The sequence below is a fragment of the Frigoribacterium sp. NBH87 genome, from assembly GCF_014217665.1.
Taxonomy (GTDB): domain Bacteria; phylum Actinomycetota; class Actinomycetes; order Actinomycetales; family Microbacteriaceae; genus Frigoribacterium; species Frigoribacterium endophyticum.
The window spans coordinates 505,700-526,948 of sequence record NZ_CP043650.1 but is presented as its reverse complement, the minus strand read 5'-3'; the positions used below and the strand labels follow the sequence as shown (position 1 = coordinate 526,948).

The following is a 21,249-nucleotide window of genomic DNA, read 5'->3' as shown; positions in this document are numbered from 1 at the left end:
CGGGGGCACGGCGAGGGCGAGCACGGCGCGCACCCGCACGACGTGCGGCAGGCCGCCGCCGTCGTCGCGGTCAAGAAGCTCTTCGCCGCGGAGACCGGCTCGTTCTTCCTGATCCTCGGCACGACCCTCTTCATGGTCGTGCTGGGCCTCGTCATGGTTCTCTCCTCGTCGAGCGTCGAGCAGTACATCTCGTCGAAGCACACCTCCTTCTTCGGCGCCTTCATCCGCCAGGGCATGTACGCCGCGATCGGCGTGCCGCTCATGCTGATAGCCTCGCGCGTGCCGATCTGGTTCTGGAAGCGCTGGGCCTGGCACATCCTGCTGGCGGCCGTGGTCCTCCAGCTCCTGGTCTTCACCCCCCTCGGCTACGAGGTCGGCGGCAACCGGAACTGGATCGAGCTCGGCTCCTCCTTCAGCGCGCAGCCGTCCGAGGCGGTCAAGCTCGCCCTGGCCGTCTGGCTCGGCATGATCCTCAGCGTCAAGCGCGACCTCCTCGACGACTGGAAGCACCTGGCGATCCCGCTCGTGCCCGTCGTCGGGGTGTCGGTGGGCCTCGTCATCCTCGGCGGCGACCTCGGCACGACGATGGTCATGCTCCTCCTGGTCTTCGCGGCCGTCTGGTTCGCCGGGGTGCGCCTCCGCTTCCTCGCCGTGCCCGTGCTGTTCCTGCTCGCCGTGGTGCCGATCATCGCCTCGGGCTCCGACTCCCGCAACGAGCGGATCGCCGCGTGGATGTCCGGCTGCACCGACTCGAGCGACTACCAGGCCGCCTGCTGGCAGTCGCTGCACGGCACCTGGGCCCTGGCCTCCGGCGGCCTGTTCGGCGTCGGCCTCGGCAACTCGAAGTCGAAGTGGTCGTGGCTGCCGGAGGCCGACAACGACTTCATCTTCGCCATCGTCGGTGAAGAGCTCGGTCTCATCGGGGCGATCGTCGTCCTCGCGCTCTTCGTCGTGCTCGCCGTCGGGTTCGTCAAGATCATCCGCCGCACGAACGACCCGTTCGTGCGGGTCGTCACGGGCGCGGTCACGGCGTGGATCATCGGCCAGGCCCTGATCAACATCGCGGTCGTCCTCGGGCTGCTGCCCGTGCTCGGCGTCCCCCTGCCGCTCATCTCCGCCGGGGGCTCGGCGCTCATCGTCACCCTCGCCGCCATCGGCGTCGTCCTGTCGTTCGCCCGTCGTCCGGAGGACCCGACCGTGCCCATGCCCCCCGTCGGGCAGCGGGTAGGGTCTCTCCGATGACCACGTACCTCCTCGCCGGCGGCGGCACCGCCGGGCACGTCAACCCGCTCCTGGCCGTGGCCGACCGTCTGCGGCGTCGCGAGCCCACCGCGACGATCCTCGTCCTCGGCACCGCAGAGGGCCTCGAGGCCCGGCTCGTCCCGCAGCGGGGCTACGAGCTGCTCACCGTGCCGCGGCTCCCCTTCCCGCGACGCCCCTCCCGGGCGGCGCTCGGCTTCCCGGCCGCGCTGAAGGGCGCCGTCGACGGCGTCCGTCGCCTGCTCCGCGAGCACGCGGTCGACGTCGTGGTCGGCTTCGGCGGCTACGCCTCGGCACCCGCCTACGTCGCCGCGCGTCGCGAGCACGTCCCGCTGGTCGTGCACGAGGCGAACGCGAAGCCCGGCATGGCGAACGTGCTGGGCTCGTTCCTCACGCCCCACGTCGGCGTCGTCTTCCGGTCGACGAAGCTCCGAGGGGCACGTCGCGTCGGCATGCCGCTCCGCGACGAGATCGAGACGCTCGACCGTCGGGCACGACGTCAGGAGGCGCTGGCCGAGTTCGGCCTCGACCCCGCGCTGCCCACGGTGCTGGTCACCGGCGGCTCCAGCGGAGCCCGTCGCCTCAACGAGACGGTCGCGCGGTCCGCCGCCAGCATCGTCGGCGCCGGCTGGCAGGTGCTCCACATCACCGGCGAGAAGTCCGACCTCCGGTCGACCGGGCTGGCCGGGCACCACCTGCTCCGCTACTGCGACCGCATGGACCTCGCCCTCGCGGCCGCGGACTTCGTCGTGTCGCGGTCGGGCTCGGCGACCGTCAGCGAGCTCACCGCGCTCGGCCTGCCCTCCGTCCTGGTGCCGTACCCCGTCGGCAACGGCGAGCAGCGCTTCAACGCCACCGACGTCGTCGAGGCGGGCGGCGCCCTGCTGGTGGCCGACGCCGACTTCACGCCGGAGTGGGTCGACCGGGAGCTCGTGCGCCTGCTGCTCGACCGCGCCGCGATCGCCGACATGGCGGTCCGCGCGGCCACGGTGGGGGTGCTGGACGGGACCGACCGCACGGTCGACCTCGTCCTCGACGCCGTCGACCGCGCCTCCTCGTCGTCCCGCCCCGCCGCCCACGCGCGCGGCCGATCGACGGCGACCCCGACCAGCCCCTCCGAGACGGACGCCGAGAACGCATGATCAAGCCAGACCTCCAGCAGCAGATCCCCTCCGACCTCGGGGCCGTCCACTTCGTCGGCATCGGCGGCTCGGGCATGAGCGGCATCGCCCGGGTGTTCCTGGCCGCGGGCCACCGCGTCACCGGCTCCGACATCCGCGAGTCGGCGTCGGTCTCAGCCCTGCGCGAGCTCGGCGCCGAGATCGCGATCGGCCACGACGCCGCGAACGTCGGCGACGCGGACACCCTCGTCGTCACCGGCGCCCTCTGGCAGGACAACCCGGAGTACCAGCGGGCCCTCGCCGACGGCGTGCCCGTGCTGCACCGGTCGCAGGCCCTCGCCTCCCTGATCGGCGGCCAGCGCCTGGTCTCGGTCGCCGGCGCGCACGGCAAGACGACCTCGACCGGGATGATCGTGACGGCGCTGCTCTCCGCCGGGCGCGACCCCAGCTTCGTCAACGGCGGCGTCATCCAGTCGCTCGGCGTGAGCGCCGCCGGCGGCTCGGAGGAGCTGGTGGTCGTCGAGGCCGACGAGTCCGACGGCTCCTTCCTGCTCTACGACACGGCGATCGCGCTGGTCACCAACGTCGACGCCGACCACCTCGACCACTACGGGTCGCACGAGGCGTTCGACCGGGCCTTCGTCGAGTTCGCGGGCGCCGCCTCCGAGCTCGTCGTCATCTCGAGCGACGACGCCGGCGCCCGGCGGGTCACGGAGGCGCTCGACCACCCGCGGGTCGTGACCTTCGGGCTCGACGGGTCGGCGGACGTCCGCATCACCGACGTCGCGTCGAGCGGGCCGGTGTCGTTCACGCTCCACCACGACGGCCGCAGCCTGCCCGTCCAGCTGCGCGTGCCGGGCCACCACAACGCGGTGAACGCGGCCGGCGCCTTCGCGGTGCTCGTGGGCCTCGGCGTCGAGGCCGAGGCCGCCGTCCGCGGGCTCGAGGCCTTCGGCGGCACCGAGCGACGCTTCGAGCTGCACGGCACCGTGCGGGGCGTCAGCGTCTACGACGACTACGCCCACCACCCGACCGAGGTCGCCGCGGCGCTGCAGGCCGCCCGGTCGGTCGTGGGGGAGGGGCGCCTGATCGCCGTGCACCAGCCGCACCTGTACAGCCGAACGCGGATGATGGCCGGCGAGTTCGCCGAGACCTACGAGCGCCTGGCCGACCACACGATCGTCCTCGACGTCTACGGGGCCCGTGAGGACCCCGAGCCCGGCGTCACCGGCGCGCTCGTCTCGGGGGCCTTCCGCGACCCCGAGCGCGTCGACTTCGTGCCGGACTGGCAGTCCGCGGCGGTCCGCACGGCGGAGGTCGCTCGGGAGGGCGACTTCGTCATCACGCTCGGCTGCGGCGACGTCTACCGCATCGTGCCCCAGCTGCTCGGCGCGCTCGACGCCGCCACCGCCCCCGACCCGTCGACCGCGGAGGAGACCGGAGCGTGAAGCGCCCCGAGGGCTTCGAGCCGCCCCCGGAGCCCGCCCCCGAGCCGCCGGCGGACGGCCACGGCCGACCGTCCCTCGCCGACCGGCTGGCGCGGCGCCGCCGCGGCGCGGAGACGCCGGCGTCGGCCCCCGGGGCCTCGGACGACGTCGACACGGGCCCCGTGTCCGTCGTCACCGGGCCTCCCCGCGCCTCCCGCTCGGCCCGCATCGGCCGACCTGCGGCCGCCGGCCCTGCCGCGGCGCGCCCCGAGGTCGCTCGGCCTGCGGACGCCCGCCCGGCGGACGGTCGCCCCGAGGCCGTGCGTCCGGCCGAGCCCCCGCGCATCGGGCCGGCCGACACGACGGCGGCCGCCGCGCGCGAGAGAGCCGCGGAGGCGCGTCGTGCGGCCCGGCGGGCCTCGCGTCAGCGTCGCCGCGTCGAGAAGTCCGAGGTGCGTCGCTTCACGCGCCGCTCGCGCCATCGGCGGGCCACCTGGACCGCCGTCGGCGCGGTCGTCGTCGTCCTCGTGGCGTCGGTGACCGTGGCCGTCTTCTCGCCGCTCCTCTCCCTGCAGGAGATCCGGGTGGAGGGCACGAGCCGCGTGGACGCGAGCGCCGTGACGGCCGCCGTGGACGACCAGCTCGGCACGCCCCTGGCCCTCGTCGACTTCGACCGCATCACCGGCGAGCTGGAGCAGTTCCCCCTCATCGCGAGCTACGTCACCGAGACCGCCCCGCCCCACACCCTCGTCATCCGCGTGACCGAGCGCCAGCCGATCGCCACGGTGGCGACGGCCGACGGCGTCGACCTGGTCGACCCCGCGGGCATCGTCGTGCAGCGCCTCGACGGTCGTCAGGACGGCGTGCCGCAGGTCGACGTCGGCGGCGCGCCCCTCGACGGCACGGCCTTCCGGTCGGCGGCGGAGGTGCTCCTCGCCCTGCCGCTCACGCTCCGCAGCACCGTGGACACGGTCACGGCGTCGACGGCCGACGACGTCACGCTCGCCCTCACCTCGGGGGAGCAGGTCGTCTGGGGCAGCGCCGAGCACTCGGAGAAGAAGGCGCAGGTGCTCGCCGGCCTCGTCGCCGACCAGGCGAAGCGCGACCCGGCGGCCTCGGTCGAGTACGACGTCTCAGCGCCCGACAACGGCATCATCCGCACTCGCTGAGACCGGCCTTCGCGACACGCCCGTCTCGGAGTGGTCGGCGGTGAGGCGCGACCCATACCTTGTGACTGACCCACTCGAATACAATGTACAACCTTGACCTTCAATCACAGAGTTAAGGTTCCAGCGGAGGCCCGGACGTGACAACGAACCACAACTACCTAGCCGTGATCAAGGTCGTCGGTGTCGGCGGCGGTGGCGTCAACGCCGTCAACCGCATGATCGAGCTCGGGCTCCGCGGAGTCGAGTTCATCGCCATCAACACCGACGCCCAGGCGCTCCTGCTCAGCGACGCCGACGTCAAGCTCGACGTCGGCCGCGAGCTCACCCGGGGCCTCGGCGCCGGCGCCGACCCCGAGGTCGGCCGCCGTGCGGCGGAGGACCACGCGGAGGAGATCGAGGAGGCCCTGGCCGGGGCCGACATGGTCTTCGTCACGGCCGGCGAGGGCGGCGGCACGGGCACCGGCGGCGCACCCGTCGTGGCCCGGATCGCGAAGTCGATCGGCGCGCTCACGATCGGCGTCGTCACGAAGCCCTTCGGCTTCGAGGGCAAGCGTCGTCAGGCGCAGGCCGAGGCGGGCGTCGCAGCCCTGAAGGACGAGGTCGACACCCTCATCGTCGTCCCGAACGACCGCCTCCTCGAGATCTCCGAGCGCGGCATCTCCATGGTGGAGGCCTTCGGCACCGCCGACCAGGTCCTCCTCGCCGGCGTCCAGGGCATCACCGACCTGATCACGACCCCCGGCCTCATCAACCTCGACTTCGCCGACGTCAAGTCGGTCATGCAGGGGGCGGGCTCCGCCCTGATGGGCATCGGCTCGTCGCGCGGTGCCGACCGGGCCATCAAGGCGGCCGAGCTGGCCGTCGCCTCGCCGCTGCTCGAGGCCAGCATCGACGGTGCGCACGGCGTGCTGCTCTCCATCCAGGGCGGCTCGAACCTCGGCATCTTCGAGATCAACGACGCGGCCCGCCTGGTGCAGGAGGCCGTCCACTCCGAGGCCAACATCATCTTCGGCGCCGTCATCGACGACACCCTCGGCGACGAGGTCCGCGTGACGGTCATCGCGGCGGGCTTCGACGGCGGAGAGCCGCAGGCCAAGTCGAAGGAGCGTCGATCGAGCTTCGTCGAGTCGGAGGGCTCCTCGTCCGCCGCTGTGCCCGGCGTGTCGGCCATCGCCGACAGCGGTGCCGGCTCGGACTCGCACTCGTGGCGTCGACCGGAGGAGCCCGCGGCGACCCGCGCCTCCGACCCGGCCTTCGACGACGGCGACGACGACCTCGACGTCCCCGACTTCCTGAAGTAGTGACGGGCTTCCCCGAAGACGGAGGCGACACGGGCGAGCGACTCGCCCGTGTCGCCTCCGGCGTCTCCGACGCGGCCCGGGCGGCCGGGCGCGACCCGGCCTCGGTCACGACGATCGTCGTGACGAAGTTCCACCCCTCGTCGCTCGTGCGCGAGCTCCACGCGCTCGGCGTCCGTGACGTCGGGGAGAACCGACACCAGGAGGCGCAGGCCAAGTCGGCGGAGACGGCCGACCTCGAGGGCCTCCGGTGGCACTCCGTCGGCCAGCTGCAGTCGAAGAAGGCCCGCCAGGCACGGCGCTACGCCGCGGCGGTCCACTCCCTCGACCGCACCAGCGTCGTCGACGCGCTCGGGTCGGACGACGGGACGTGGGTGGACGGCTTCGTGCAGGTCAACCTCACCGACGACCCCGGTCGCGGTGGCGTCGCCGAGGCGGAGGTGGACGCGCTCGTCGAGCGGGTCCTCGCGACCCCGGGCCTGCGGCTCCGGGGCGTCATGGCCGTCGCGCCGCTCGACGCACCGGCCCGCCCGGCCTTCGAGCGCCTCCGGCTCGTCTCGGAGCGGGTCCGGGCCGTCGCGCCCGACGCCGACCAGATCTCCGCCGGGATGTCGCAGGACTTCGCCGACGCGATCGCCGAGGGCGCGACACACCTCCGCATCGGCACGGCAATCACGGGTTCTCGGCCCGACGCTGGTTAATGTCGGTCTAGACGATCCACGATCCGGAGGACACCCCCATGGCCAACCCCCTGCGCAAGACGATGGTCTACCTGGGCCTCGCCGACGAAGAGCTCGAGTACGACGAGCAGCCCGCCCAGCAGGCCGCTGCCCAGCCTGCCGCACGGTCGGCCGCGCCCGCCGCCGCGCCGTCGCCCGTCGCCCCCGTCGCCGTGCCGGCCGCCGCCTCCGCCCCGACCCCCACTCGCGCCCCCGTGACGCCGCTCCGCCGCGCCACGACCCCGACCACGAAGAACACGGTGCCCCACGACATGAACGAGATCCTCACCGTCCACCCCCGGGAGTACAAGGACGCCCAGGCGATCGCCGAGAGCTTCCGCGACGGCATCCCCGTGATCATCAACCTCTCCCAGATGACGGAGGCCGACGCTCGTCGCCTCGTCGACTTCGCCAGCGGCCTCTCGCAGGGGCTCTTCGGCAAGATCGAGCGCGTCACGAACAAGGTGTTCCTGCTGTCGCCCGCCCACATCGCAGTGAGCGGTGAGCAGGCTGAGGTAGAGTCCGACATCGAGGCGTCGTTCTTCTCGCAGTCCTGACCGGGTGCGGCCGAGCCGCCGTCCGCCCCCCTCCCGCGGCCTCCGCCGCGCCGACTCGTGCGAGCTGATGACACCCCCATGATCGTCTCCCTGATCTCCTCGATCGTGTACTACGCGCTCCTGGTCTTCTTCCTGCTCATGTGGTCGAGGTTCGTCTTCGACCTCGCCCAGTCGTTCAGCCGGGGCTGGCGGCCCCGGGGGGCCGTGCTCGTGCTCGCCGAGGTGACCTACACGGTCACCGACCCGCCGATCAAGGCCGTCCGCAAGGTCCTGCCCCCGGTCCGGCTCGGCTCGGTCGCGCTCGACTTCGGCTGGAGCCTCATCATGCTGGCGGTCGTCGTCCTGATGGGCGTCTTCGCCCGCATCTGACACGGCGCCGCGCGCGACGCCCGTCGTCGCCGCCCGAGAGGGTAGGCTCTCCGCGGGGCCTCGGTGCCCCTCCCCGTCCCGACGGGCGATCGTTCGCTACGGTGTAGTGCACGACCCAGACCACGATCACACGATCCAACAGATTCACGAGGTGACGGCAATGGCTTTGACGCCGGAAGACGTAGTCAACAAGCGGTTCCAGCCGACCAAGTTCCGCGAGGGCTACGACCAGGACGAGGTCGACGACTTCCTGGACGAGGTCGTCGCCGAGCTCCGGCGTCTGGGCGCGGAGAACGACGAGCTGCGCCAGCGCCTCGCCTCGGCGGAGTCCGCCGCCGGCGACGGTCAGCGTGACGCCGCCGTCGCGGCCCCGGTCGCCAGCGCTCCGGCCCCCGCGTCGGTGCCCGAGCCGGCGTCCGCGCCCGAGCCGGTCCTCGAGAAGGCCGAGCCGGTGGCAGCCCCGGAGCCCGTCGCTCCGGTCGCCGCGGCTCCCGCCGCGGTCACGCCCGTCCCGGCCTTCGCCGGCCCGTCGGCCGACGAGACCGAGAGCACCAACAGCCTGCTCCAGCTGGCACGTCGCCTCCACGAGGAGCACGTCCGCGAAGGCGCGGAGAAGCGCGACGCTCTCATCGCCGAGGGGCAGTCGACCGCCGCCCGTGTCGTGGCCGAGGCCGAGGCGCGCTCCGCGGAGCTCGTCGGCGACGCCGAGAACCGCTCGCGGGAGGTCGTCGCCGACGCGGAGGCCCGTTCGCGGGAGGTCGTGGGCGAGGCCGAGACCAAGCGCCGCGAGGTCCTCGAGCAGCTGAACGGCGAGCGCACGGGCCTGGAGCGTCGCATCGACGACCTCCGCACCTTCGAGCGCGACTACCGCCAGAAGCTGAAGAGCTACATCGAGGGCCAGCTGCACGAGCTCGACGGCGAGGGCGCCTCTGAGCCCCAGCCCGCCAGCGCGCAGGGCTTCGGCTCCAACTAGGGTCTTGGCACCTCGAGATCCCGCTGCGAAGGTCAGCGTCCGCGTCATCGCGGCGCTGGCCTTCGTCGCTGTCGTGGCCTACGCCCTCGACCAGGGCACCAAGCACCTCGTCACGCGTGACCTCGTCGAGGGCCGGGCGGTCGACGTGCTCGGCTCCTTCTTCCAGCTCCTCTTCGTCAAGAACCCCGGCGCGGCGTTCTCCCTGGCCAGCGGCACGACGTGGGTCTTCTCCCTCGCCGCCTCGGCCGTCGTCGTCGCCATCGTCGTCTTCGCGAAGCGCATCAGGTCGGTGGCCTGGGCGATCATGTTGGGCATGCTGCTCGGCGGCACCCTCGGCAACCTCACCGACCGGCTCTTCCGGGAGCCGTCGTTCGGGCAGGGGCACGTCGTCGACTTCCTGTACTTCCCGAAGCTGCTGCCGGCGATCTTCAACGTCGCCGACATCTTCATCGTCTCCAGCATGGGCCTCCTCGTCCTCCTGACGCTGCTCGGCGTCGGCCTCGACGGCAGCCGGACGCCGCGCGGGGGCCACACCGAGGCCGACGACCGCGCCGTCGAGGGCCAGGCCACCGCCTCCCCGGGCGACGCCGACGTCGCGGCCACCCCGACGACGGAGCCCCGATGAGCGAGCAGCGGTCCCTGCCCGTCCCCGACGGCCTCGCGGGTGAGCGCGTCGACGCCGCCCTCGCCAAGCTCCTCGGCTTCAGCCGGACCTTCGCCGCCGAGGTCGCCTCGAGCGGCGGCGTGGAGGTGGACGGCCGCACCGTCGGCAAGTCCGACCGCCTCGAGGCCGGCGCGTGGCTCGAGGTCTCGTGGGCCCCGAAGGAGGCGCCGTCCGTCGTCCCGGTCGACGTGCCCGGGCTCGGCATCGTGCACGACGACGACGAGATCGTCGTCGTCGACAAGCCCGTGGGCGTCGCCGCGCACCCGTCCGTGGGCTGGACGGGGCCGACCGTGCTGGGCGGCCTCGCCGCCGCGGGCTTCACCGTGGCCACCTCGGGCGCGGCCGAGCGTGCGGGCATCGTCCACCGCCTCGACGTCGGCACGAGCGGGCTCATGGTCGTCGCGAAGACCGAACGCGCCTACGCCGAGCTGAAGCAGGCGTTCCGCGAACGCACCGTGGAGAAGATCTACAACGCGGTCGTGCAGGGGCACCCCGACCCCCTGACCGGCACGGTCGACGCGCCCATCGGGCGTCACCCGTCGTCGGACTGGAAGTTCGCCGTCGTGGTCGACGGCAAGCCGTCGGTCACCCACTACGAGACCGTGGAGGCCTTCCCCTCCGCGTCCCTCCTCGAGATCCACCTCGAGACAGGTCGCACGCACCAGATCCGCGTCCACATGGCCGCCCAGCGGCACCCCTGCGTCGGCGACGCCACCTACGGGGCGGACCCGACGCTCTCCGCCAAGCTCGGCCTCACGCGGCAGTGGCTGCACGCCGTCCAGCTCGGGTTCCGGCACCCCGGCACGGGTGAGCCCGTGGTCTACCGGTCGACCTACCCGGCCGACCTGCAGCACGCGCTCGATGTCCTCCGTGCCGGTTAGGCTGTTCCTCCAGTAGTCAGGAACACCAGGAGACGGGGAGCCGAGTGGCCTCGAACGAAGACTCATTCGTCCATCTGCACGTGCACAGCGAGTACTCGATGCTCGACGGGGCGGCGAGGGTCAAGCCGCTCATCACGGAGGCCGCGGCCCAGGGCATGCCGGCCGTCGCGGTCACCGACCACGGCAACGTGTTCGGGGCGTACGACTTCTGGAAGACCGCGACCGAGGCGGGCGTGAAGCCGATCATCGGCACCGAGGCCTACATCACGCCCGGCACGCACCGCGGCGACAAGACGCGCGTGCGCTGGGGCGACGGCGGGCGTGACGACGTCTCCGGCGCCGGTGCGTACACGCACATGACGTTGCTCTCCGAGAACACGACCGGCATGCACAACCTGTTCCGGCTGTCGTCCCGGGCATCGCTCGAGGGCTACTACTTCAAGCCGCGCATGGACCGCGAGCTGCTCTCCCAGTACTCCGAGGGCCTCATCGCGACGACGGGCTGCCCGAGCGGCGAGGTGCAGACGCGCCTCCGCCTCGGCCAGTACGACGAGGCGGTGAAGGCCGCGGCTGACTTCCGCGACATCTTCGGCCGCGAGAACTACTTCGCCGAGATCATGGACCACGGCCTCGGCATCGAGCGGCAGATCATGGGCGACCTGCTGCGCCTCGCGAAGGACCTCGGTCTGCCCCTCGTCGCCACGAACGACCTGCACTACACGCACGAGCACGACGCGACCAGCCACGCCGCGCTGCTCTGCGTCCAGTCCGGCTCGACGCTGAACGACCCCAACCGCTTCAAGTTCGACGCCGACGAGTTCTACCTGAAGTCCGCGCAGCAGATGCGCCACCTCTTCCGCGACCACCCGGAGGCCTGTGACAACACCCTGCTCATCGCCGAGCGGTGCGACGTCCAGTTCAACACCTCGGCGAACTACATGCCGAGGTACCCCGTGCCGGAGGGCGAGACCGAAGAGACCTGGTTCATCAAGGAGGTCGAGAAGGGCCTGGTGTACCGCTACCCCGCGGGCATCCCCGACGACGTGCGCAAGCAGGCCGAGTACGAGATCGGCGTCATCACGGGCATGGGGTTCCCCGGGTACTTCCTCGTCGTCGCCGACTTCATCAACTGGTCCAAGGAGAACGGCATCCGGGTGGGCCCCGGCCGTGGGTCGGGCGCCGGCTCGATGGCCGCCTACGCCATGCGCATCACCGACCTCGACCCGCTCCGTCACGGCCTCATCTTCGAGCGCTTCCTCAACCCGGACCGCGTCTCGATGCCCGACTTCGACGTCGACTTCGACGACCGTCGCCGGGGCGAGGTCATCCAGTACGTGACGGAGAAGTACGGCGACGAGCGCGTCGCGCAGATCGTCACCTACGGAACGATCAAGGCGAAGCAGGCCCTGAAAGACAGCAGTCGAGTGCTCGGCTTCCCCTTCGGCATGGGCGAGAAGCTCACCAAGGCGATGCCGCCCGCCGTCATGGGCAAGGACATCCCGCTCACGGGGATCTTCGACAAGCAGCACGACCGCTACAAGGAGGCGGGCGACATCCGGACGGTCGTGGAGACCGACCCCGAGGCCCGCACGGTCTTCGACACCGCGCTGGGGCTCGAGGGGCTGAAGCGCCAGTGGGGCGTGCACGCCGCGGGCGTCATCATGTCGAGCGACCCGCTGATCGACATCATCCCGATCATGAAGCGCGAGCAGGACGGCCAGATCGTCACGCAGTTCGACTACCCGGCCTGTGAGTCGCTCGGGCTGATCAAGATGGACTTCCTGGGGCTCCGAAACCTCACGATCATCAACGACGCCCTCGACAACATCCGGACGAACCGCGGCTTCGACCTCGTCCTGGAGGACCTCGAGCTCGACGACCGCGCGGCCTACGACCTCCTGGGCCGCGGCGACACGCTCGGCGTGTTCCAGCTCGACGGCGGCCCCATGCGGGGGCTGCTCCGGCTGATGAAGCCCGACAACTTCGAGGACATCTCGGCCGTCATCGCGCTTTACCGCCCGGGGCCCATGGGCGCGAACTCGCACACCAACTACGCGCTGCGGAAGAACGGCGCGCAGGAGATCACACCGATCCACCCCGAGCTCGAGGAGCCCCTGAAGGAGATCCTCTCGACGAGCTACGGCCTGATCATCTACCAGGAGCAGGTGATGGCGATCGCGCAGAAGGTCGCCGGGTTCTCCCTCGGCCAGGCGGACATCCTCCGCCGCGCGATGGGCAAGAAGAAGAAGTCGGAGCTCGACAAGCAGTACGCCGGGTTCGAGCAGGGCATGTTCGACAACGGCTTCTCGCCCGACGCCGTGAAGATGCTCTGGGACATCCTGCTGCCGTTCTCCGACTACGCCTTCAACAAGGCCCACTCGGCGGCCTACGGCGTCGTCTCGTACTGGACGGCCTACCTCAAGGCGCACTACCCCGCCGAGTACATGGCCGCCCTGCTCACCTCGACCGGCGACTCCCGCGACAAGCTCGGCCTGTACCTCAACGAGTGCCGACGCATGGGCATCAAGGTGCTGCCTCCCGACGTCAACGAGTCGATCGGGTTCTTCGCCGCCGTCGGCGACGACATCCGCTTCGGCATGGGCGCCGTCCGCAACGTCGGCTTCAACGTCGTCGACCACGTCATCGCAGCGCGGCAGAAGGAGGGCGCCTTCTCGTCGTTCCACGACTTCCTGCGCAAGGTCCCGCTGCCCGTCGCGAACAAGCGCACGGTGGAGTCCCTCGTCAAGGCCGGGGCCTTCGACAGCCTCGGGTCGACCCGCCGTGCGCTCGTCGAGATCCACGAGTCCGCGGTCGAGGCCGCCGTCAGCGAGAAGCGGGCCGAGGCGAACGGCCAGGTCGGCTTCGACTTCGACTCCCTGTGGGACGAGCCGCAGGACGTGCAGCACGTGCCCGAGCGCCCGGAGTGGACCAAGCGCGACAAGCTCGCCTTCGAGCGCGACATGCTCGGCCTCTACGTGTCGGACCACCCCCTCGCCGGCCTGGAGCTGCCGCTGGCCAAGCACGCCAGCACCACCGTCACCGACGTGCTGTCGAGCGACCCCGCCACGATCGACGGCGAGACCGTGACCATCGCAGGGCTCATCACGAGCGTCCAGCACCGCGTGGCCCGCAACTCCGGCAACCCGTACGGCATCATCACCGTCGAGGACTTCGGCGGCGAGATCTCCGCGATGTTCCTCGGCAAGACGTACCAGGAGTTCGGGCCGTCGTTGGTCGGCGACTCGATCATCGTGCTCAAGGGCCGCGTGAGCGTGCGTGACGACGGCATGAACATGCACGCGGCGAGCATGTTCACGCCGGATCTCGGGGTCGGCGTGAACCAGGGCCCGCTCGTCCTGCAGATGCCCGAGCACCGGGCCACGACCGACACCGTGACGGAGCTCGCGGCCGTCCTCGGTCGGCACTCCGGCTCGACCGAGGTCCGCCTCCGCCTGGTGAAGGGCGACCTCGCCCGCATGTTCGAGATCCCGATGCCGGTCGACGTGACCGCCGACCTCTTCGGCGAGCTGAAGAGCCTCCTCGGCCCTGGCTGCCTGGTCTAGCTCCGGCTACTCGTCCAGGTGCAGGGGCCGCAGGTACCGGCGGTCGTGGTAGAGCAGGGCATCGTCGTCCACCCCGACGTCGCCCTGCTCCACCTGGACGACGACGACGGCGTTGGCGGCGACGGGGAAGCGCTCGACGACCCGGCCCGACATCCAGGCCGTCACCCCGCGGAGCAGGGGCAGCCCGTGAGGTCCCTCCTCCCAGTGGTCGCCGACGAAGCGCTCGGCGGCGGGGCCGGCCATCTTCGCCGCCAGGTCGCGGTTGCGCAGCCCCAGGAGGTGGACGATGACGTGGTCCGTCTCCGCGACGGCGGGCCAGGAGCTCGCGGTCCGCGCCATGTTGAAGGTCGCGAGGGGCGGCACCGCGGCGAGGGAGGCCAGCGACGTCGCGGTGAAGCCGACGGGCGAGCCGCCCGCGTCGCGCGCGGTCACGATGGCCACCCCGGCGGCGTGTCGACGGAACGCCTGCTTGAAGGCGTCGAGGTCGTGCGAGACGGGGGGCTCGGGGACGGGCTGGTCGGTCATGGGGGAGGTCCTCCTGCGGGTCTGCCCGGGCCGGGCCACCGCCGTGCGCGGGTGACTAGGCTGGCCGGGCCATGATCCAGACCACAGACCTCCGGGGCCTCGAGCCTACCCACGCCGACCTCCTCGCCCTCGTGCCCCGCTCGCACGTCGACGTCAGCGCCGCCGCCGAGTCGGCGGCGCAGCTCGTCCTCGACGTCCGCGAGCGGGGGGCCGCCGCGCTCCGCGACCAGGCCCAGCGGTTCGACGGCGTCCGCACCGAGCAGCTCCGGGTGCCCGTCGAGGCGGTCCGCGCCGCGGTCGACGCGCTCGACCCGCTCGTCCGCGCCGCCCTCGAGGAGTCGATCGTCCGCGTGACCGAGGCCAGCCGGGCCCAGGTGCCGTCCGGCAGCGTCACCCGCCCCGCCGACGGCGCGGTCATCGAGCAGCGCTGGCAGCCGGTCGACCGCGCCGGGGTCTACGTTCCCGGCGGCAAGGCCGTCTACCCGTCGAGCGTCGTCATGAACGTCGTCCCCGCCCAGGTCGCCGGCGTGCGGTCGATCGCCCTGGTCTCGCCGGCGCAGCGCGAGCACGGGGGAGGGGTGCACCCCGTCATCCTCGGGGCCGCCGGGCTCCTGGGCATCGACGAGGTCTACGCCGTCGGCGGGGCCGGCGCCGTCGGGGCCCTCGCCTACGGCGTGCCCGAGATCGGCCTCGAGCCGGTCCAGGTCATCACCGGGCCGGGCAACAACTTCGTCGCGGCGGCCAAGCAGCACGTCCGTGGGCAGGTCGGGATCGACGCGGTCGCGGGCGCCACCGAGATCCTCGTGATCGCCGACTCCAGCGCCGACGCCACGCTCGTCGCGGTCGACCTCATCAGCCAGGCGGAGCACGACGAGGTGGCCTCCGCCGTGCTCGTCACCGACTCGCCCGAGCTGGCCGACGCGGTCGTGGCGGAGCTCGAGCGCCTCGTCCCGCGCACCCTGAGCGCCGACCGGGTGCAGACCGCCCTCGACGGCCGCCAGTCGGCCATCGTCCTCGTCGACGACATGACCGCTGCGACCGACTTCAGCAACGCGTACGGGCCCGAGCACCTCGAGATCCAGACGGCCGACGACGACGCCGTCCTGGCGCGCATCACGAGCGCCGGGGCCGTCTTCGTCGGCGCGAGCACGCCCGTCAGCCTCGGCGACTACCTCGCGGGCTCGAACCACGTCCTCCCGACCAGCGGCCAGTCCCGCTTCTCGTCCGGCCTCGGCGCCTACACGTTCTTGCGGCCCCAGCAGATCGTCCGCTACGAGCCGCACGCCCTCGCCGAGGTCGCCGACCGGCTCGTCGCCCTGTCGCGGGCGGAGCTCCTGCCGGCGCACGGCGAGGCCGTCGCGGCCCGCCTCTCGCGGCCCTAGGGCCGTCACCGCCCTCGCCGTCGCTCCGCCGTCGGCCGTCCCCGCTGCCAGTACGCTGAGGGCACCATGTTCTGCCCCTTCTGCCGCCACCCCGATTCCCGCGTCGTCGACTCGCGCACGAGCGACGACGGCACCTCGATCCGCCGCCGACGCCAGTGCCCGAACTGCGGTCGACGGTTCAGCACCACCGAGACGGCGAGCCTGAACGTCGTCAAGCGCAACGGCGTGCTCGAGTCCTTCAGCCGGGAGAAGATCATCTCGGGCGTGCGGAAGGCCTGTCAGGGGCGACCGGTGACCGACGGCGACCTCGCCCTGCTGGCCCAGAAGGTGGAAGAGGCCGTCCGGGCCTCCGGCACGTCCCAGATCGAGGCGAACGACATCGGCCTCGCCATCCTGCCGCCGCTGCGCGAGCTCGACGAGGTCGCGTACCTCCGGTTCGCGAGCGTCTACCAGGCCTTCGACTCCCTCGACGACTTCGAGGCGTCGATCTCGCAGCTCCGGTCCGAGCACGCCTCGCGTCCGCGTCCGGCCCGGTCGGTGGACGAATGAGGACGCCGTACCGGGTCCTCTTCGACGTGGTGTTCGCGCGCATGGACCCGGAGGACGCCCACCACCTCGCCTTCCGCGTCATCCGTGCCGTGCCGCGCCTCGGCCTCGCGCCCGTGGTGCGGCGGTTCACGGCTCCCCACCCCTCGCTCGCCGTCGAGGCGCTCGGGCTCCGGTTCGCGTCGCCGTTCGGCGTGGCGGCCGGCTTCGACAAGGACGCGCGGGGCATCGCCGGCCTCGGTGCCCTGGGCTTCGGCCACGTGGAGGTCGGCACGATCACCGCGCGGGCACAGCCCGGCAACGAGCGCCCGCGTCTCTTCCGGCTCGTGCCCGACGAGGCGGTCGTCAACCGCATGGGCTTCAACAACGGAGGCGCGGAGCAGGCCGCCGAGGAGCTCACGCGGGCCCGCCGTGCCGCCGTCCGCCCCGTGGTGGGCGTCAACATCGGCAAGAGCCGGGTGGTCGACGTCGACGACGCCGTCGACGACTACCTGGTCAGCACGCGCCTCCTCGCGCCCCTGGCCGACTACCTCGCCGTGAACGTCAGCTCGCCGAACACGCCCGGCCTCCGCGGCCTCCAGGAGCTCGACCGGCTCTCGCCGCTGCTCAGCGCCGTGCGCGACGCCGCGGGCCGGACGCCGGTCCTCGTCAAGATCGCCCCGGACCTCGACGACGACGGCGTCCGTCGCATCGGCGGGCTCGTCACCGAGCTCGGGCTCGCCGGCGTCATCGCCACCAACACGACCCTGTCCCGCGAGGGGCTCACGACGCCGGGGTCCGTGGTCGAGGCCGCGGGCGCCGGGGGAGTCTCCGGCGCGCCGCTGGCGGCGCGGTCCCTGGAGGTGCTCCGCCTGCTCCGTGAGGTGCTCCCCGCCGAGGTCTGCGTCATCTCGGTCGGCGGCGTCAGCACGGCGCGCGACGTGGCTGACCGCCTCCGGGCCGGTGCGACCCTCGTGCAGGGCTACACGGCGTTCCTGTACCGCGGTCCGCTCTGGGCCCGCCAGGTCAACCGCGGCCTCCGGGCGCTCCGACGCCGAGGCTGACGCGGGGGCGCCCGCCCCGGCGACACGACGACGCCCCGCTCCTCGAGAGGAACGGGGCGTCGTCGTGGTCCAGGCGCCCCCGAGGAGGCGCGGGCCCGTCTCAGAGGACGGGGAACTCCCGGCGCTTCACCTGCGGCTTCGGCAGGCGCATGGGCTTGAGCTGCATGCAGCGCATCGCGGCGTACCAGCGGTTGCCCTTCTGGACGGCGTCGGCGCCGAACTTCGCCGTGAGCTTCTTCGTGACCAGGTGGCCGGCGACGAGGCAGTCGACGATCGCGACGATGAAGAAGCCCCAGAGGACGAACAGGGTGGCCGCCTGGACGGCGGTGACGTTGACGAGGCTCATAAAGATGACGAGCACCATGAGCGGGATCATCGCCTCGCCGACGCTGTACCGGGCGTCCACGTAGTCGCGGATGAAGCGGCGCTGCGGCCCCTTGTCGCGGACGGGGAGGAACTTCTCCTCGCCGTTGGCGAGGCCGATCCGGGCCCGGTCGCGCTGCTCGGCCAGGCGGGCTCGCTGGGCTTTCTGCGCCTCCTTGCCCTTGGCCACGAGGGGGCGGACGTTGGCCTGCTCCCGCTCGCGACGCGACGGGGTGGGGCGGCCCTTGCCCGCCGTCGTCGACTCGGGGTCGGCGACCTGCGTCGTCGTGATGGTCTTGTCTGATGCCTTCGCCACGGTGTCCTCGGGTCTCGTCGAGTTCCTAAGATTACCTGCATGACCGTCTCGCAGCATCCCGTCTCCCCGACCGACCCCCGCACTGTCAGCGAACTCGCGGAGGCCGTGCAGGGCGGCCTGCCCCGGACCATCGCCGACCTGAGCTCGCTCGTGCGGATCCCCTCGGTCTCGTGGGACGCCTACGACCCGTCGCACGTCGCCGCCAGCGCCGACGCCGTCGCCGAGCTCGTGCGGAGCACCGGCCTCTTCGACGAGGTCCGGGTCAGCAGCGCTCCGATCGGCGACTCCGGCACGACGGGGCAGCCCGCCGTCCTGGCCCGTCGTGCGGCGCGCGAGGGCAAGCCGACCGTCCTGCTCTACGCGCACCACGACGTCCAGCCCCCGGGCGACGACGCGGACTGGGAGACCCCGCCCTTCGAGCCCACCCTCAAGGGCGACCGGCTGTACGGGCGGGGCGCCTCCGACGACAAGGCCGGGGTCATGACCCACGTCGCCGCGCTCCGGGCCGTCCACGAGGTGCTCGGCGACGACCTCGGGGTCGGCGTCGCCCTCTTCATCGAGGGCGAGGAGGAGTTCGGCTCCCGCTCGTTCGCCGACTTCCTCCGTCAGCACCACGACGACCTCGAGGCGGACGTCATCGTCGTGGCCGACTCCGACAACTGGAGCACGACGGTCCCGGCCATCACGGTCGGCCTCCGCGGCAACGTGACCTTCCGCCTCACCGTCCGCACGCTGGCCCACGCCTCGCACTCCGGGATGCTGGGAGGCGCGGTGCCGGACGCCATGATGGCCATGGTCCGCCTCCTGGGCACGTTCCACGACGAGGTCGGCAGCGTCGCGGTCGCGGGTCTGGAGAGCCGTGACGCCGAGCACCCCGAGCAGACCGAGGAGACCCTGCGTGAGGAGTCGGGCCTCCTCGACGGGGTCGCCCCGATCGGCACGGGCCCCCTCCTCAGCCGCGTCTGGTCGCAGCCCTCCATCACCGTGACCGGCATCGACGCCCCGTCGGTGGCGAACGCGTCGAACACGCTCCTGCCCGAGGTCTCCGTCCGCGTCAGCGCGCGCATCGCCCCCGGCCAGACGGCGGACTCCGCCTACGAGGCGCTCGAGGCGCACGTGCTCGGGCGCGCGCCGTTCGGGGCGCACGTCGAGATCACCGACGTCGACAAGGGCGACCCCTTCCTGGTCGACACCACCGGCTGGGCCATCGCCGACGCGACCGTGGCGATGACCGAGGGCTGGGGCGAGGCGCCGCTCCAGACCGGCATCGGCGGCTCCATCCCCTTCATCGCCGACCTCGTGCGGACCTTCCCCGCGGCGCAGATCCTCGTGACCGGCGTGGAGGACCCCGACACGCGCGCCCACAGCCCGAACGAGTCGCAGCACCTCGGCGTGCTGCACCGGGCCGTCCTCAGCGAGGCCATCCTGCTGGCGCGCCTCGACGCCCGGGGCTGAGGCCCGCCTCCCTGGTCGTCCGCCGTACGAGGAACAAAACCAGGGGAGTGCTGCTTACACTGGTAGACGACGAGTGTCCGACACTCCCACCGCCCGAACGGAGACACCATGACCGACACCGCGACCACCGCCCCCGTCGAGACGGCCAGCACGGCCGAGGCCGCCGCCCACGGCGTCCAGCTGACCTCCACCGCGGCCGACAAGGTCCGCAGCCTCCTGATGCAGGAGGGGCGCGACGACCTGCGCCTCCGGGTCGCCGTCCAGCCCGGCGGCTGCTCGGGGCTCATCTACCAGCTGTACTTCGACGAGCGACTGCTCGAGAACGACGCGACCGTCGACTACGACGGCGTCGAGGTCGTCGTCGACAAGATGAGCGTGCCCTACCTCGACGGTGCCGCCATCGACTTCGAGGACACCATCCAGAAGCAGGGCTTCACGATCGACAACCCCAACGCCCAGGGCAGCTGCGCCTGCGGCGACAGCTTCCACTAGGTCGCTCCCGCCCGACCGGGCTGCCGGTCCGGGCCACCATCAGCACCGCGATCTCGGGGATCGCCCCGTCCGGGGCGGTCCCCGTCGTCGTCCGTGAGCAGGGCTCCCGTCTCGATGTCGAACGAACGGCGTGCTGCGTTCGATCGACGGTGCAACCTGCGAGTAGGCTAGGGAAGTCCCGTCCTAGACTGGGAGATCCCCCTTGCTGTCGTGTCATCCGAGAGGTAACAGTGCGTTCTAACCGCCGTCTTCGTTGGGCCGCCATCCCCGTGGCCGCCGTCATGGCCCTGGTCTTGGCAGGCTGCACGACCGACCAGCTCCAGGGGTGGCTGCCCACCACCGCGGGCACCACCAACCACGTCGACAGCATCATCGGCCTCTGGGTCACGTCGTGGATCGTGCTGCTCATCGTCGGCCTCATCGTCTGGGGCCTCGTCATCTGGGCGTGCATCGCCTACCGCCGTCGGAAGGGCCAGACCGGCCTCCCGGTCCAGCTGCGCTACAACATGCCGATCGAGATCTTCTACACGGTCGTGCCCCTGATCCTCGTGCTCGGCTTCTTCGCCTTCACGGCCCGCGACCAGGCCGCCATCGAGGCGCCGACCGCCAGCCCCGACGTGAAGATCGACGTCTACGCCAAGCGCTGGGCGTGGGACTTCAACTACATCGACCAGCAGAACGACGACGACAGCGTCTACTACCAGGGCATCCAGGCCCAGGAGCTCGGCGACGGCAACATCGACGAGAGCCAGCTGCCCGTCCTGTACCTCCCCGTCGGCAAGTCGGTCGAGATCGACCTCAACTCGCGCGACGTGGCCCACTCCTTCTGGGTCGTCGACTTCCTCTACAAGAAGGACACGATCCCCGGCAAGACGAACTACATGTACTTCACGCCGGAGAAGGAAGGCACCTTCACCGGCAAGTGCGCCGAGCTCTGCGGTGAGTACCACTCGCTGATGCTCTTCAACGTCAAGGTCGTGTCGCAGTCCGAGTACGACGACTACCTCGCGACCCTCGCGCAGCAGGGCAACACCGGCCTGCTGGGCGACCAGTACAACACCAACACCAACGAGCCGAACAACGAGGCGCCCGTCGCCGCCGGCTCCGACGAGAAGTAAGGGCACGG

20 protein-coding genes are annotated in these 21,249 nt (G+C 71.8%); 18 read left to right on the top strand and 2 right to left on the bottom strand.

Going from position 1 to position 21,249, the window contains the following annotated elements:
- Positions 1-42 precede the first annotated feature (42 nt).
- The 12 genes from ftsW to dnaE all read left to right on the top strand — a co-directional run bounded on the left by ftsW (position 43) and on the right by dnaE (position 14,001).
- On the top strand, positions 43-1,242 hold the full coding sequence (gene ftsW, locus F1C15_RS02490) for a putative lipid II flippase FtsW (protein WP_235491181.1): 1,200 nt from the start codon (positions 43-45) through the stop codon (positions 1,240-1,242).
- On the top strand, positions 1,239-2,402 hold the full coding sequence (locus tag F1C15_RS02485) for a glycosyltransferase (RefSeq protein WP_185232753.1): 1,164 nt from the start codon (positions 1,239-1,241) through the stop codon (positions 2,400-2,402). The genes ftsW and F1C15_RS02485 overlap by 4 nt, the downstream gene beginning before the upstream one ends.
- The gene (gene murC / locus F1C15_RS02480; protein WP_185232751.1) at positions 2,399-3,829 is read left to right on the top strand and encodes a UDP-N-acetylmuramate--L-alanine ligase; all 1,431 of its coding nucleotides are present in this window, start codon (positions 2,399-2,401) and stop codon (positions 3,827-3,829) included. The genes F1C15_RS02485 and murC overlap by 4 nt, the downstream gene beginning before the upstream one ends.
- Positions 3,826-4,977: an FtsQ-type POTRA domain-containing protein gene (locus F1C15_RS02475; protein WP_255465434.1), complete on the top strand. Its 1,152-nt coding sequence runs from the start codon at positions 3,826-3,828 to the stop codon at positions 4,975-4,977. The genes murC and F1C15_RS02475 overlap by 4 nt, the downstream gene beginning before the upstream one ends.
- 137 nt (positions 4,978-5,114) lie before the next feature.
- Complete coding sequence (gene ftsZ, locus F1C15_RS02470; RefSeq protein ID WP_056055076.1) at positions 5,115-6,278, top strand: cell division protein FtsZ; 1,164 nt, start codon at positions 5,115-5,117, stop codon at positions 6,276-6,278.
- A complete protein-coding gene (locus tag F1C15_RS02465; RefSeq protein WP_185232749.1) occupies positions 6,278-6,976 on the top strand; it encodes a YggS family pyridoxal phosphate-dependent enzyme in 699 nt (232 codons plus the stop codon). The genes ftsZ and F1C15_RS02465 overlap by 1 nt, the downstream gene beginning before the upstream one ends.
- A 38-nt stretch (positions 6,977-7,014) precedes the next feature.
- The gene (locus F1C15_RS02460; protein WP_056055069.1) at positions 7,015-7,551 is read left to right on the top strand and encodes a cell division protein SepF; all 537 of its coding nucleotides are present in this window, start codon (positions 7,015-7,017) and stop codon (positions 7,549-7,551) included.
- Between the two features lie 78 nt (positions 7,552-7,629).
- A complete protein-coding gene (locus tag F1C15_RS02455; protein ID WP_056055064.1) occupies positions 7,630-7,920 on the top strand; it encodes a YggT family protein in 291 nt (96 codons plus the stop codon).
- Between the two features lie 160 nt (positions 7,921-8,080).
- On the top strand, positions 8,081-8,893 hold the full coding sequence (locus tag F1C15_RS02450; protein WP_185232747.1) for a DivIVA domain-containing protein: 813 nt from the start codon (positions 8,081-8,083) through the stop codon (positions 8,891-8,893).
- Positions 8,894-8,897: 4 nt separating this feature from the next.
- Positions 8,898-9,518, top strand: coding sequence for a signal peptidase II (gene lspA, locus F1C15_RS02445; protein WP_197981077.1), 621 nt, complete (start codon positions 8,898-8,900; stop codon positions 9,516-9,518).
- Positions 9,515-10,438 (top strand): RluA family pseudouridine synthase, encoded by a 924-nt coding sequence (locus tag F1C15_RS02440; protein ID WP_056055058.1) that lies wholly within the window; start codon positions 9,515-9,517, stop codon positions 10,436-10,438. Before lspA ends, F1C15_RS02440 begins: the two co-directional genes overlap by 4 nt.
- 98 nt (positions 10,439-10,536) lie before the next feature.
- A complete protein-coding gene (dnaE, locus tag F1C15_RS02435; RefSeq protein ID WP_185233991.1) occupies positions 10,537-14,001 on the top strand; it encodes a DNA polymerase III subunit alpha in 3,465 nt (1,154 codons plus the stop codon).
- A 6-nt stretch (positions 14,002-14,007) separates the two neighbouring features.
- Here the strand turns inward: dnaE and F1C15_RS02430 are convergent, their stop codons facing one another.
- A complete protein-coding gene (locus tag F1C15_RS02430; RefSeq protein ID WP_056055055.1) occupies positions 14,008-14,526 on the bottom strand; it encodes a flavin reductase family protein in 519 nt (172 codons plus the stop codon).
- A 71-nt stretch (positions 14,527-14,597) separates the two neighbouring features.
- Between F1C15_RS02430 and hisD the strand changes: the two genes are divergently transcribed.
- The 3 genes from hisD (at position 14,598) to F1C15_RS02415 (ending at position 17,497) form a co-directional block, all read left to right on the top strand.
- Positions 14,598-15,908, top strand: coding sequence for a histidinol dehydrogenase (gene hisD, locus F1C15_RS02425; protein WP_056055051.1), 1,311 nt, complete (start codon positions 14,598-14,600; stop codon positions 15,906-15,908).
- Positions 15,909-15,974: 66 nt separating this feature from the next.
- Complete coding sequence (gene nrdR / locus F1C15_RS02420) at positions 15,975-16,457, top strand: transcriptional regulator NrdR (protein WP_056055048.1); 483 nt, start codon at positions 15,975-15,977, stop codon at positions 16,455-16,457.
- The gene (locus F1C15_RS02415; protein ID WP_185232745.1) at positions 16,454-17,497 is read left to right on the top strand and encodes a quinone-dependent dihydroorotate dehydrogenase; all 1,044 of its coding nucleotides are present in this window, start codon (positions 16,454-16,456) and stop codon (positions 17,495-17,497) included. Before nrdR ends, F1C15_RS02415 begins: the two co-directional genes overlap by 4 nt.
- A 100-nt stretch (positions 17,498-17,597) precedes the next feature.
- On the opposite strand, the gene F1C15_RS02410 is transcribed toward F1C15_RS02415, so the two are convergent.
- Positions 17,598-18,176 carry a DUF3043 domain-containing protein gene (locus F1C15_RS02410; RefSeq protein WP_255465433.1) on the bottom strand — a complete coding sequence of 193 codons (579 nt, stop codon included), beginning with the start codon at positions 18,174-18,176 and terminating at the stop codon, positions 17,598-17,600.
- A gap of 39 nt (positions 18,177-18,215) precedes the next feature.
- On the opposite strand from F1C15_RS02410, the gene F1C15_RS02405 reads away from it, so the two are divergent.
- The 3 genes from F1C15_RS02405 to coxB all read left to right on the top strand — a co-directional run bounded on the left by F1C15_RS02405 (position 18,216) and on the right by coxB (position 21,241).
- On the top strand, positions 18,216-19,631 hold the full coding sequence (locus tag F1C15_RS02405; RefSeq protein ID WP_185232741.1) for a dipeptidase: 1,416 nt from the start codon (positions 18,216-18,218) through the stop codon (positions 19,629-19,631).
- A gap of 108 nt (positions 19,632-19,739) precedes the next feature.
- Positions 19,740-20,123, top strand: a complete 384-nt coding sequence (erpA, locus tag F1C15_RS02400) for an iron-sulfur cluster insertion protein ErpA (protein WP_056055034.1) — start codon at positions 19,740-19,742, stop codon at positions 20,121-20,123.
- Between the two features lie 230 nt (positions 20,124-20,353).
- On the top strand, positions 20,354-21,241 hold the full coding sequence (gene coxB, locus F1C15_RS02395; RefSeq protein WP_255465432.1) for a cytochrome c oxidase subunit II: 888 nt from the start codon (positions 20,354-20,356) through the stop codon (positions 21,239-21,241).
- Positions 21,242-21,249: the final 8 nt, after the last annotated feature.